Here is a 13,142-nt window from a genome sequence, read left to right as displayed (position 1 = left end):
ATGCTGAGCATCCTATGGAATCTGGCGGCGTTCATTGTTGCACTTGGTGTGCTTATCACTGTGCACGAATTTGGCCATTTCTGGGTTGCCCGGCGCTGCGGAGTGCGGGTCGAACGTTTCTCGATTGGCTTCGGTAAATCCCTGTGGCGTCGCACTGACCGCCACGGTACCGAGTTTGTCATTGCGCTGATCCCGCTCGGCGGCTACGTCAAAATGCTCGATGAGCGCGTAGAGCCTGTCGCACCCGAAATGCGACACTACGCGTTCAACAACAAAACTGTCGGCCAGCGCGCCGCCATCATAGCCGCCGGTCCGGTGGCGAATTTCATCTTTGCCGTTTTCGCTTACTGGCTGGTGTTTATCATCGGTGTCCCTGGTGTTCGTCCGGTTGTTGGTGAAATAACCGCCAACTCCGTCGCAGCATCTGCGCAAATTGCGCCGGGCATGGAACTTAAAGCGATCGATGGTATCGAAACCCCTGATTGGGATGCCGTCAGGCTGCAATTGGTGTCGAAAATTGGCGATGACCAGACCACCATCACGGTTTCTCCGTTTGGTGCCAGTCAGAGTCAACGTCAGGACAAAGTGCTCGATTTGCGTCACTGGACCTTTGAACCTGACAAAGAAGATCCGGTTGCGGCATTAGGCATTCGCCCACGCGGTGCGCAGATTGAACCGGTGTTAGCGGAAGTCCAGGCAGATTCGGCAGCCAGTAAAGCAGGTTTGCAAGCGGGCGACAGGATCGTTAAAGTCGATGGTCAGCCGTTAACACAATGGATGACCTTTGTTATTCTGGTGCGCGATAATCCTGGCACACCGCTGGCAGTAGAAATCGAACGACAGGGGAGTCCGCTCTCTCTGACGCTCATCCCGGATACTAAACCGGGTGGTGGTAAGGCAGAAGGATTTGCGGGCGTCGTGCCAAAAGTGATCCCGCTGCCAGATGAGTACAAGACAATACGCCAGTATGGGCCGTTCAGCGCCATCCTTGAAGCCACGGATAAAACATGGCAACTGATGAAGCTGACGGTCAACATGTTGGGGAAATTGATAACCGGTGACGTAAAACTGAACAACCTCAGTGGGCCGATTTCTATCGCTCAAGGGGCTGGGATGTCAGCGGAATTCGGGGTGATTTACTATCTCATGTTTCTCGCGCTCATTAGCGTGAACCTCGGGATAATCAACCTGTTCCCGCTTCCCGTTTTAGACGGGGGGCATCTGCTGTTTTTAGCGATTGAAAAGCTAAAAGGTGGACCGGTATCCGAGCGAGTTCAAGACTTTAGTTATCGCATTGGCTCGATACTGCTAGTGCTGTTAATGGGGCTTGCGCTTTTCAATGATTTCTCTCGGTTGTAAGAGAGATAGTTAGGAAGAATGCATAATAACGATGGCGATGAAAAAGTTGCTCATAGCGTCGCTGCTGTTTAGCAGCGCAACCGTATACGGTGCTGAAGGTTTCGTAGTGAAGGATATTCATTTCGAAGGTCTTCAGCGTGTCGCCGTCGGTGCGGCCCTCCTCAGTATGCCAGTTCGCCAGGGCGACACGGTTAATGATGAAGATATCAGTAATATCATTCGTGCACTGTTTGCCACTGGCAACTTTGAGGACGTTCGCGTCCTGCGCGATGGTGATACGCTGCTGGTTCAGGTGAAAGAACGCCCGACGATCGCCAGTATCACTTTCTCCGGTAACAAATCGGTGAAAGACGATATGCTCAAGCAAAACCTTGAAGCATCTGGTGTTCGTGTCGGTGAATCTCTGGACCGCACCACCCTGTCCGACATCGAAAAAGGGCTGGAAGATTTCTACTACAGCGTCGGTAAATACAGCGCGAGCGTCAAAGCCGTTGTCACCCCGCTGCCGCGTAACCGCGTCGACCTGAAGCTCGTCTTCCAGGAAGGCGTCTCTGCGAAGATCCAGCAGATCAACATCGTGGGCAACCACGCGTTCAGTACGGACGAGCTGATCTCTACCTTCCAGCTGCGCGATGAAGTGCCATGGTGGAACGTGGTTGGCGATCGTAAATACCAGAAACAGAAACTGGCGGGCGATCTCGAAACCCTGCGTAGCTACTATCTGGATCGCGGTTACGCCCGTTTCAACATTGATTCGACTCAGGTCAGTCTGACTCCGGACAAGAAAGGGATCTACATTACGGTTAACATCACTGAAGGCGATCAGTACAAGCTTTCTGGTGTTGAAGTCAGTGGGAACCTGGCGGGTCACTCCGCTGAGATCGAGAGCCTGACTAAGCTCCAGCCGGGCGAACTGTATAGCGGCGCGAAAGTGACCAAAATGGAAGACGGCATTAAAAAGCTGCTCGGCCGTTATGGTTATGCTTACCCGCGCGTACAGACTCAGCCTGAAATCAATGACACGGATAAAACCGTGAAACTCCACGTGAACGTCGATGCGGGTAACCGTTTCTACGTGCGTAAGATTCGCTTTGAAGGTAACGATACCTCCAAAGATTCCGTACTGCGTCGCGAAATGCGCCAGATGGAAGGCGCATGGCTGGGCAGCGATCTCGTTGACCAGGGTAAAGAGCGTCTGAACCGTCTGGGTTACTTCGAAACGGTTGATACGGATACACAGCGTGTATCAGGTAGTCCGGACCAGGTAGACGTCGTCTACAAGGTGAAAGAACGTAACACTGGTAGCTTTAACTTCGGTGTGGGCTACGGCACAGAAAGTGGTGTGAGCTTCCAGGTCGGCGTTCAGCAGGATAACTGGTTGGGTACGGGTTATTCTGTGGGTATCAATGGTACCAAGAACGACTACCAGACCTATTCTGAGTTCTCTGTTACCAACCCATACTTCACCGTTGACGGTGTGAGTCTGGGCGGTCGTATTTTCTATAACGACTTTAAAGCAGACGATGCGGACCTGTCCTCATACACCAACAAAAGTTATGGTGTTGATGGCACGCTGGGCTTCCCGATTAACGAATACAACACCCTGCGTGCTGGCTTAGGTTACGTGCATAACGACCTGTCCAATATGCAACCTCAGGTGGCGATGTGGCGTTATCTGGACTCCATCGGGCAGAAGGCTAGCACCTCCAGCGATAACAACGGTTTCGCTGCAGATGACTTCACCTTTAACTATGGCTGGACGTATAACCGTCTTGACCGTGGTTTCTTCCCGACAGAAGGTTCTCGCGTCAACCTGAACGGTAAAGTGACCGTTCCGGGTTCTGATAACGAGTTCTATAAGCTGACGCTGGATACCGCGTCTTACTTCCCAATTGATGACGATCACAAGTGGGTCGTTCTGGGTCGTACTCGTTGGGGTTACGGCGATGGCTTAGGTGGCAAAGAGCTGCCATTCTATGAGAACTTCTATGCCGGTGGTTCCAGCACCGTTCGTGGCTTCCAGTCCAATAACATTGGTCCGAAAGCGGTGTACTACGGCGGTAACGATACAGATAACTGTGATAAAAAATCCTCGTCAGAAGTGTGTAGTTCTAATGACGCGGTAGGTGGTAACGCCATGGGTGTCGCCAGCCTGGAATTCATCACGCCTACGCCATTCATCAGCGACAAGTATGCGAACTCCGTGCGTACTTCGTTCTTCTGGGATGCGGGTACCGTGTGGGATACCAACTGGGAGAACACCGCTCAGATGAAAGCCGCTGGTGTGCCGGATTATAGCGATCCGAGCAACATTCGCATGTCTGCGGGTATCGCATTACAATGGATGTCACCGTTGGGGCCGTTGGTCTTCTCCTACGCCCAGCCGTTTAAGAAATACGATGGAGACAAAGCGGAGCAGTTCCAGTTTAACATTGGTAAAACCTGGTAATAATCCGCTGCAATGGAATGCGTTGGCAGTGTAGCGCTGACAACCGGCGATCGCACAGACGATCGCCTTGCCACGCAAAGAACGGTACCTTCGGGTACCAATGGGATGGTAAGGAGTTTATTGTGAAAAAGTGGTTATTAGCTGCAGGTCTGGGTTTGGCAATGGTGACTTCTGCTCAGGCAGCGGACAAAATTGCAATCGTCAACATGGGTAATCTTTTCCAGCAGGTAGCCCAGAAAACGGGTGTTTCCGCGACTCTGGAAAACGAATTCAAAGGCCGTGCTGGCGAACTGCAGGGTATGGAAAACGACCTTCAGTCCAAAATGCAGCGTCTGCAGCGTGATGGTTCTACCATGAAAGCTGCCGATCGTAGCAAGCTGGAAAAAGACGTAATGGCACAGCGCCAGACTTTCTCTCAGAAAGCACAGGCTTTCGAGCAGGATCGTCAGCGTCGTTCTAACGAAGAACGTGGCAAACTGGTTACCCGTATCCAGTCTGCTGTGAAAGCAGTTGCAGCCGATCAGAACATCGATCTGGTTGTTGATGCGAATGCCGTTGCTTTCAACAGTGGCGATGTGAAAGACATCACTGCTGATGTACTGAAACAGGTTAAATAAGTAATGCCTTCAATTCGACTGGCTGATCTCGCTCAGCAGTTGGATGCAGAATTACACGGTGATGGCGATATCGTCATCACCGCTGTTGCGTCCATGCAATCTGCTAAAGCAGGCACAATTACGTTCATGGTAAGCCCGAAGTACCGTGAGCACCTGGCTCAATGCCAGGCGTCTGCTGTCGTTCTGACGCAGGACGACCTTCCGTTTGCCACCTCTAGCGCGCTGGTAGTGAAAAATCCCTACCTGACTTACGCGCGTATGGCTCAAATTCTTGATACCACGCCGCAGCCGGCGCAGAACATTGCTGCCAGTGCAGTGATTGATCCTTCGGCTAAGCTGGGTAACAACGTTTCAATCGGCGCAAATGCCGTTATCGAACCCGATGTGGTTCTCGGTGATAACGTGGTGATTGGCGCGGGCTGTTTCGTTGGGAAACACACGAAAATTGGTGCTGGCTCCCGTTTGTGGGCCAATGTCACCGTTTACCATGAGATCGAAATTGGCGAAAACTGCCTGATTCAGTCCAGTACCGTGATCGGTTCGGACGGGTTCGGCTATGCTAACGATCGGGGTAACTGGATTAAGATCCCTCAGCTCGGCCGCGTGATTATCGGCGATCGCGTTGAGATCGGTGCATGCACAACCATTGACCGCGGTGCGCTCGACGACACCATTATTGGCAATGGTGTTATCATTGATAACCAATGTCAGATTGCGCATAACGTTGTGATTGGCGACAATACGGCAGTTGCAGGTGGCGTAATCATGGCAGGCAGCCTGAAAATTGGTCGTTACTGCATGATCGGTGGTGCCAGCGTAATCAACGGGCATATGGAAATATGCGACAAGGTTACGGTGACAGGCATGGGTATGGTGATGCGTCCTATCACTGAACCGGGTGTCTACTCCTCCGGCATTCCGCTGCAACCGAATAAGATGTGGCGTAAAACCGCAGCTCTGGTGATGAATATTGATGATATGAGCAAGCGCCTCAAAGCTATTGAGCGCAAAATCGATCAACAAGACTAAAGGTTCATCCCTATAACGCTAAATTTCCCGGCCTGTCGGCTTTCTTCTAAACCGGCAGGCCGTGTTATTATTGCTATTCAGTAAATTTTGACAGGAAGAGTATTTTGACTACCGACACTCATACTCTGCATATTGAAGAGATTTTAGAGCTTCTGCCGCACCGCTACCCGTTTTTGCTGGTAGATCGTGTGCTGGATTTTGAAGAAGGTCGTTTTCTGCGCGCAGTGAAAAATGTCTCTGTAAATGAGCCATTCTTCCAGGGACACTTCCCTGGCAAACCTATCTTCCCGGGTGTGTTGATCCTGGAAGCGATGGCTCAGGCTACCGGTATTCTGGCGTTTAAAAGCGTCGGTAAACTGGAGCCAGGTGAGCTGTATTACTTCGCAGGTATCGACGAAGCGCGCTTTAAGCGTCCCGTCGTGCCTGGTGATCAGATGATCATGGAAGTGACTTTTGAGAAAACGCGCCGTGGCCTGACGCGCTTCAAAGGCGTTGCGCTGGTTGACGGCAAAGTTGTTTGCGAAGCGACCATGATGTGTGCGCGTAGCCGGGAGGCCTGATACGTGATTGATAAATCCGCCTTTATTCATCCATCTGCCATTGTGGAAGAGGGTGCCGTTATCGGTGCTAACGCCCACATTGGTCCTTTTTGTATTGTTGGCCCCCACGTCACTATTGGCGAGGGTACCGTACTGAAGTCTCACGTCGTCGTGAATGGTCATACGACCATTGGCCGCGACAACGAGATCTATCAGTTTGCCTCCATTGGCGAAGTGAACCAGGATCTGAAATATGCTGGCGAACCAACCCGTGTGGAAATCGGCGATCGTAATCGCATTCGCGAAAGCGTCACCATTCATCGTGGCACAGTACAGGGTGGTGGATTGACGAAGGTGGGCAGCGACAACCTCTTTATGGTGAATGCGCACATCGCGCATGACTGTACCGTAGGCAGCCGCTGTATCCTCGCCAACAACGCAACGCTGGCGGGGCACGTATCGGTTGATGATTTCGCGATCATTGGCGGCATGACCGCAGTCCATCAGTTCTGCATCATTGGTGCACACGTGATGGTCGGCGGCTGCTCCGGTGTGGCACAGGATGTCCCACCGTATGTGATTGCGCAGGGCAACCATGCGACGCCGTTTGGCGTCAACATTGAAGGTCTCAAGCGTCGTGGCTTTAGCCGCGAAGCGATCACCGCGATCCGCAACGCGTACAAACTTCTGTACCGTAGCGGCAAAACGCTGGAAGAGGCCAAGCCAGAAGTGGCAGAGCTGGCAGAACAGCACCCTGAAGTGAAAGCGTTCACCGAGTTCTTTGAACGCTCAACTCGCGGTCTGATTCGTTAATGGTCGACAATCGTCCATTAACGATAGCCCTGGTCGCCGGAGAAACCTCCGGCGATATTCTTGGTGCAGGTCTTATCCGCGCACTCAAGGCACGCGTACCTAACGCCCGCTTTGTCGGCGTCGCCGGTCCGCTGATGCAGGCCGAAGGCTGCGAAGCCTGGTACGAAATGGAAGAGCTGGCGGTGATGGGCATTGTGGAAGTGCTGGGCCGTTTGCGACGTCTGCTGCACATCCGCGCCGATCTCACCCGTCGTTTTACCGATCTCAAACCCGATGTCTTTGTCGGTATCGATGCCCCAGATTTCAATATCACCCTTGAAGGGAACCTGAAAAAGCAGGGTATCAAAACGATCCACTACGTCAGTCCGTCCGTCTGGGCGTGGCGACAGAAACGTGTTTTCAAAATAGGCAGATCGACCGATCTGGTGCTTGCTTTTCTGCCTTTCGAAAAAGCGTTTTACGATAGATTCAACGTTCCGTGCCGCTTTATCGGTCATACCATGGCAGACGCCATGCCGCTTGATCCGGATAAAATCGCGGCGCGCGATATTCTCGGCATCCCTCACGACGCCCACTGTCTGGCCTTATTGCCAGGTAGTCGCGGTGCGGAAGTGGAAATGCTCAGCGCCGATTTCCTGAAAACGGCGCAAATCCTGCGTCAGACCTACCCGGATCTGGAAGTGGTCGTCCCGCTGGTGAATGCGAAACGCCGCGAGCAGTTCGAGCGCATCAAAGCCGAAGTGGCCCCGGACCTGCACATCCACCTGCTGGATGGTAAAGGTCGTGAGGCGATGGTCGCCAGCGATGCTGCGCTGCTTGCTTCGGGCACGGCGGCGCTGGAGTGCATGCTCGCCAAATGTCCGATGGTGGTGGGTTATCGCATGAAGCCGTTCACCTTCTGGCTGGCGAAACGCCTGGTGAAAACGGATTATGTGTCGCTGCCGAACCTGCTGGCCGGTCGTGAACTGGTGAAAGAGTTATTGCAGGAAGAGTGTCAGTCGCAGGCGTTAGCCGATGCGTTGCTGCCGCTGCTGGCCGACGGTAAAACCAGCCACCAGATGCATGACACATTCCGGGAGTTGCATCAGCAGATCCGCTGTAATGCCGATGAGCAGGCGGCGGATGCGGTGCTGGAGTTAGCAAAATGATGGAATTTGTTTACCCTCACACGCACCTTGTTGCGGGTGTGGACGAAGTCGGACGCGGTCCGCTGGTCGGTGCGGTGGTGACTGCCGCCGTCATCCTCGACCCTAATCGCCCGATTGTTGGGCTGAACGACTCAAAAAAGCTTTCCGAAAAGCGCCGTCTGGCGTTGTTCGATGAGATCAAAGAAAAAGCGCTGGCGTGGAGCTTAGGCCGCGCCGAGCCTGAAGAGATCGACCGGCTTAATATTCTGCATGCCACCATGCTGGCGATGCAGCGCGCCGTTGCCGGGCTGAACATCGTCCCGGAATATGTGCTGATCGACGGCAACCGCTGCCCGGCACTGCCGATGCCGTCGCTGGCAGTAGTGAAGGGCGACAGCCGCGTGCCTGAAATCAGTGCGGCATCCATTATTGCTAAAGTCACGCGCGATGCTGAAATGGCCGCGCTGGACGTCACTTTTCCCCAGTATGGCTTTGCCCAGCACAAGGGGTATCCGACCGCTTTCCATCTGGAAAGACTGGCTGAACACGGCGCAACTGAACATCATCGACGCAGTTTTGGTCCGGTGAAACGCGCACTGGGACTGGTGTCCTGAATCAATACGCAAGCAATTAAGTAACGCGGAATCTGAAGATGGCTGAACCACGTTTCGTACACCTGCGGGTGCATAGCGACTACTCCATGATTGATGGGCTGGCGAAGACCGGGCCGCTGGTAAAAAAGGCGGCCTCTCTTGGCATGCCTGCGCTGGCGATCACCGATTTCACTAACCTTTGCGGTCTGGTGAAGTTCTACGGAACGGCGCATGGCTCGGGGCTTAAGCCCATTGTCGGCGCAGATTTTCACGTCCAGAGCGATCTGATCGGCGATGAGTTGACGCAAATTTCCGTGCTCGCGATGAATAACACGGGCTACCAAAACCTGACGCTGCTGATCTCCCGCGCCTACCAGCGCGGCTACGGCGCGGCAGGCCCATGGATCGACCGCGAGTGGCTGGCAGAGCTGAATGAGGGCTTACTGCTCATCTCTGGCGGCCGCATGGGTGATGTCGGTAAAAGCCTGATCCGTGGCAACAGCGTGCTCGTCGATCAGTGCGTTGCATTTTATGAAGAACACTTCCCGGATCGCTTCTATCTGGAGCTGATCCGTACCGGTCGTCCTGATGAGGAGAGCTATCTGCATGCGGCGGTAGCCCTTGCGGAAGAGCGCGGTCTGCCTGTCGTGGCTACCAATGACGTGCGTTTCCTTGAAGCGGGCGACTTTGATGCGCACGAGATCCGTGTCGCCATCCACGATGGTTTTACCCTCGACGACCCGAAACGACCGCGTAACTACTCTTCGCAGCAGTACATGCGTAACGAAGAGGAGATGTGCGAGCTGTTCGCCGACATCCCGGAAGCGCTGGAAAACAGCGTCGAAATCGCCCGTCGCTGCAACGTCACCGTTCGCCTGGGCGAATACTTCCTGCCGCAGTTCCCGACCGGCGATATGACCACCGAAGATTTCCTCGTGGTGAAATCGAAAGAGGGTCTGGAAGAGCGTCTGGAATTCCTGTTCCCGGATCCGGCGGTACGCGCCGAAAAACGCCCACCGTATGATGAACGTCTGGATATCGAACTCCAGGTGATCAACCAGATGGGATTCCCGGGCTACTTCCTGATCGTAATGGAATTTATCCAGTGGTCGAAGGACAACGGCGTGCCGGTAGGGCCTGGCCGTGGTTCCGGTGCGGGTTCGCTTGTGGCCTATGCGCTAAAAATTACCGACCTCGATCCGCTGGAGTTTGACCTGCTGTTCGAACGTTTCCTTAACCCGGAACGTGTCTCGATGCCCGACTTCGACGTTGACTTCTGCATGGAGAAACGCGACCAGGTGATTGAGCACGTCGCGGATATGTACGGTCGTGACGCGGTATCGCAGATTATTACCTTCGGTACGATGGCGGCGAAAGCGGTTATCCGCGACGTGGGCCGCGTGCTGGGCCACCCGTACGGTTTTGTCGATCGCATCTCCAAACTGGTGCCGCCCGATCCGGGCATGACCCTGGCGAAAGCCTTCGAAGCCGAGCCGCAGCTGCCGGAAATCTACGAAGCGGACGAAGAGGTCAAAGCGCTGATCGACATGGCGCGCAAGCTGGAAGGCGTGACGCGTAACGCCGGTAAACACGCCGGTGGTGTGGTGATCGCCCCGACCAAAATTACCGATTTTGCGCCGCTGTATTGCGACGAATCGGGCCAGCACCCGGTTACGCAGTTCGACAAGAACGACGTGGAGTACGCGGGCCTGGTGAAGTTCGACTTCCTCGGTTTGCGAACGCTCACTATCATCGACTGGGCGCTGAAGATGATCAACCCGCGCCGGGCCAAACAGGGTCTGGAGCCGATTGATATCGCCGCCATTCCGCTCGATGACAAGAAAAGCTTCGACATGCTGCAGCGCTCGGAAACCACAGCGGTGTTCCAGCTTGAATCCCGCGGTATGAAAGACCTGATTAAGCGTCTGCAGCCCGACTGCTTCGAAGATATGATCGCGCTGGTGGCCCTGTTCCGTCCGGGCCCGTTGCAGTCCGGGATGGTAGATAACTTTATCGACCGTAAGCACGGTCGCGAAGAGATTTCCTACCCTGACGTTCAGTGGCAGCATGAGTGTCTGAAGCCGGTTCTGGAGCCGACCTACGGCATTATCCTGTACCAGGAACAGGTGATGCAGATCGCCCAGGAACTCTCCGGCTATACCCTGGGCGGCGCGGATATGCTGCGTCGTGCGATGGGTAAGAAAAAGCCGGAAGAGATGGCCAAGCAGCGCGGCACCTTTGAAGAGGGCGCGAAAAGCCGGGGCGTAGACGGCGAGCTGGCGATGAAAATCTTCGACCTGGTGGAGAAATTCGCCGGTTACGGGTTTAACAAATCGCACTCCGCTGCTTACGCGCTGGTCTCGTATCAAACCCTGTGGCTGAAAGCGCACTATCCGGCAGAATTTATGGCGGCCGTGATGACCGCCGATATGGATAACACCGAAAAAGTGGTCGGCCTGGTGGATGAGTGCTGGCGCATGGGGCTGAAAATCCTGCCGCCGGACATTAACGCCGGGATGTACCATTTCCACGTTAACGACGACGGCGAAATTGTTTACGGGATCGGCGCCATCAAAGGCGTGGGCGAAGGCCCGATCGAAGCGATCATCGAAGCGCGTAACAACGGCGGCTACTTCCGCGAACTGTTCGATCTTTGCGCCCGTACCGACACCAAAAAGCTGAACCGTCGGGTGCTGGAAAAACTGATTATGTCCGGGGCGTTTGACCGCCTCGGCCCGCACCGCGCGGCGCTGATGAATTCCCTCGGCGATGCGCTGAAAGCGGCTGACCAGCACGCGAAAGCGGAAGCGATTGGTCAGGCAGATATGTTTGGCGTGCTGGCGGAAGAGCCTGAGCAGATTGAGCAGTCTTATGCCAACTGCCAGCCGTGGCCAGAACATACGGTGCTGGAAGGTGAGCGTGAAACGTTGGGGTTGTACCTAACGGGTCACCCGATCAACCAGTATCTGAAAGAAATTGAGCGCTATGTCGGAGGCTACAGGCTAAAAGACATGCATCCGACGGAACGTGGTAAAATGACCACGGCGGCGGGGCTCGTCATTGCTGCGCGGGTTATGGTCACCAAGCGCGGTAATCGCATCGGCATCTGTACGCTGGATGACCGCTCCGGGCGGCTGGAGGTGATGTTATTCACCGAAGCGCTGGAAAAATACCAGCATTTGCTGGAAAACGACCGCATACTTATCGTCAGCGGACAGGTCAGCTTTGATGACTTCAGCGGCGGGCTTAAAATGATGGCCCGTGAAGTGATGGATATTGACGAAGCCCGGGAAAAATATGCTCGCGGGCTTGCTATCTCGCTGACGGACAGGCAAATTGATGACCAGCTTTTAAACCGACTCCGTCAGTCTCTGGAACCCCATCGTTCGGGGACCATTCCAGTACATCTCTACTATCAGAGGGCGGATGCACGTGCGCGATTGCGCTTTGGTGCAACGTGGCGTGTCTCTCCGAGCGATCGTTTACTCAACGATCTCCGTGGCCTCATTGGTTCGGAGCAGGTGGAACTGGAGTTTGACTAATACAGGAATACTATGAGTCTGAATTTCCTTGATTTCGAACAGCCGATTGCAGAGCTGGAAGCGAAAATCGATTCTTTGACAGCGGTAAGCCGTCAGGATGAAAAACTGGATATTAACATCGACGAAGAAGTGCATCGTCTGCGTGAAAAAAGCGTAGAACTGACGCGCAAAATCTTTGCCGATCTCGGCGCATGGCAGATTGCCCAGCTGGCTCGTCATCCACAGCGCCCGTACACCCTGGATTATGTCCGCCTGGCGTTTGATGAATTTGACGAACTGGCAGGCGATCGCGCTTATGCTGACGACAAAGCCATTGTCGGCGGTATCGCACGTCTGGATGGTCGCCCGGTGATGATCATTGGTCATCAGAAAGGCCGTGAAACCAAAGAGAAGATTCGTCGTAACTTTGGTATGCCAGCGCCGGAAGGTTACCGCAAGGCCCTGCGCCTGATGGAAATGGCCGAGCGCTTTAACATGCCGATCGTGACCTTTATCGACACCCCAGGTGCCTACCCGGGCGTCGGTGCAGAAGAGCGCGGTCAGTCTGAAGCTATCGCACGCAACCTGCGTGAAATGTCTCGTCTGTCCGTTCCGGTGATTTGTACCGTGATCGGTGAAGGCGGTTCCGGTGGCGCACTGGCTATCGGCGTGGGCGATAAAGTGAATATGCTGCAGTACAGCACCTATTCCGTTATCTCTCCGGAAGGCTGTGCGTCCATTCTGTGGAAGAGCGCAGACAAAGCGCCGCTGGCGGCGGAAGCGATGGGTATCATCGCGCCACGTCTGAAAGAGCTGAAGCTGATCGATACCGTGATCCCAGAACCACTGGGTGGTGCGCATCGTAAGCCGGAAGTGATGGCCGCTTCCCTCAAGGCACAGCTACTGGCTGACCTGGCCGATCTCGATGTGCTGAGCAAAGAAGATCTGCTCAACCGTCGCTATCAGCGCCTGATGAACTACGGTTACGCCTAAGCGATACACATAAATCTTAAAAGCCGCACACTGTTGCGGCTTTTTTTATACCTGCCGTTTACCTCGGCTATGCTTATCTAATGTTTTTCAAGGAGGTAGACC

At 54.3% G+C, this 13,142-nt stretch carries 10 protein-coding genes; all 10 read left to right on the top strand.

Annotated elements, in window-relative coordinates:
* The 10 genes from rseP (at nucleotide 1) to accA (ending at nucleotide 13,040) form a co-directional block, all read left to right on the top strand.
* Entirely contained in the window at nucleotides 1-1,359 is a 1,359-nt protein-coding gene (gene rseP / locus AC3WS9_RS17745) for a sigma E protease regulator RseP (RefSeq protein WP_282491711.1), read from the top strand.
* A 31-nt stretch (nucleotides 1,360-1,390) separates the two neighbouring features.
* Nucleotides 1,391-3,808 carry an outer membrane protein assembly factor BamA gene (gene bamA / locus AC3WS9_RS17740; protein WP_492489626.1) on the top strand — a complete coding sequence of 806 codons (2,418 nt, stop codon included), beginning with the start codon at nucleotides 1,391-1,393 and terminating at the stop codon, nucleotides 3,806-3,808.
* A 122-nt stretch (nucleotides 3,809-3,930) separates the two neighbouring features.
* Nucleotides 3,931-4,425: a molecular chaperone Skp gene (gene skp, locus AC3WS9_RS17735; RefSeq protein WP_282491713.1), complete on the top strand. Its 495-nt coding sequence runs from the start codon at nucleotides 3,931-3,933 to the stop codon at nucleotides 4,423-4,425.
* A 3-nt stretch (nucleotides 4,426-4,428) separates the two neighbouring features.
* Nucleotides 4,429-5,454 (top strand): UDP-3-O-(3-hydroxymyristoyl)glucosamine N-acyltransferase, encoded by a 1,026-nt coding sequence (gene lpxD / locus AC3WS9_RS17730; protein ID WP_492489624.1) that lies wholly within the window; start codon nucleotides 4,429-4,431, stop codon nucleotides 5,452-5,454.
* 104 nt (nucleotides 5,455-5,558) lie between these two features.
* On the top strand, nucleotides 5,559-6,014 hold the full coding sequence (gene fabZ / locus AC3WS9_RS17725) for a 3-hydroxyacyl-ACP dehydratase FabZ (protein ID WP_007373234.1): 456 nt from the start codon (nucleotides 5,559-5,561) through the stop codon (nucleotides 6,012-6,014).
* 3 nt (nucleotides 6,015-6,017) lie between these two features.
* The gene (gene lpxA, locus AC3WS9_RS17720) at nucleotides 6,018-6,806 is read left to right on the top strand and encodes an acyl-ACP--UDP-N-acetylglucosamine O-acyltransferase (RefSeq protein ID WP_282491715.1); all 789 of its coding nucleotides are present in this window, start codon (nucleotides 6,018-6,020) and stop codon (nucleotides 6,804-6,806) included.
* Nucleotides 6,806-7,954, top strand: coding sequence for a lipid-A-disaccharide synthase (gene lpxB, locus AC3WS9_RS17715; protein WP_492489621.1), 1,149 nt, complete (start codon nucleotides 6,806-6,808; stop codon nucleotides 7,952-7,954). The genes lpxA and lpxB overlap by 1 nt, the downstream gene beginning before the upstream one ends.
* Nucleotides 7,951-8,547, top strand: coding sequence for a ribonuclease HII (gene rnhB / locus AC3WS9_RS17710; protein ID WP_285145959.1), 597 nt, complete (start codon nucleotides 7,951-7,953; stop codon nucleotides 8,545-8,547). The genes lpxB and rnhB overlap by 4 nt, the downstream gene beginning before the upstream one ends.
* Before the next feature lie 38 nt (nucleotides 8,548-8,585).
* Nucleotides 8,586-12,068 (top strand): DNA polymerase III subunit alpha, encoded by a 3,483-nt coding sequence (gene dnaE / locus AC3WS9_RS17705; RefSeq protein WP_492489619.1) that lies wholly within the window; start codon nucleotides 8,586-8,588, stop codon nucleotides 12,066-12,068.
* A gap of 12 nt (nucleotides 12,069-12,080) precedes the next feature.
* Nucleotides 12,081-13,040: an acetyl-CoA carboxylase carboxyl transferase subunit alpha gene (gene accA, locus AC3WS9_RS17700; protein ID WP_095280853.1), complete on the top strand. Its 960-nt coding sequence runs from the start codon at nucleotides 12,081-12,083 to the stop codon at nucleotides 13,038-13,040.
* The last annotated feature ends 102 nt before the right edge of the window (nucleotides 13,041-13,142 follow it).

The organism is Lelliottia sp. EB106-05-01-XG201, assembly GCF_058791735.1.
This window is presented reverse-complemented; position numbering and strand designations above follow the sequence as displayed.

What these genes read in the sequence shown, in the direction of transcription:
- lpxD (WP_492489624.1), top strand. Translation starts at nt 4,429, where the DNA reads ATGCCTTCAATTCGACTGGCTGATCTCGCTCAGCAGTTGGATGCAGAA.
- dnaE (WP_492489619.1), top strand. Translation starts at nt 8,586, where the DNA reads ATGGCTGAACCACGTTTCGTACACCTGCGGGTGCATAGCGACTACTCC.
- rseP (WP_282491711.1), top strand. Translation starts at nt 1, where the DNA reads ATGCTGAGCATCCTATGGAATCTGGCGGCGTTCATTGTTGCACTTGGT.
- rnhB (WP_285145959.1), top strand. Translation starts at nt 7,951, where the DNA reads ATGATGGAATTTGTTTACCCTCACACGCACCTTGTTGCGGGTGTGGAC.
- lpxB (WP_492489621.1), top strand. Translation starts at nt 6,806, where the DNA reads ATGGTCGACAATCGTCCATTAACGATAGCCCTGGTCGCCGGAGAAACC.
- bamA (WP_492489626.1), top strand. Translation starts at nt 1,391, where the DNA reads ATGGCGATGAAAAAGTTGCTCATAGCGTCGCTGCTGTTTAGCAGCGCA.
- accA (WP_095280853.1), top strand. Translation starts at nt 12,081, where the DNA reads ATGAGTCTGAATTTCCTTGATTTCGAACAGCCGATTGCAGAGCTGGAA.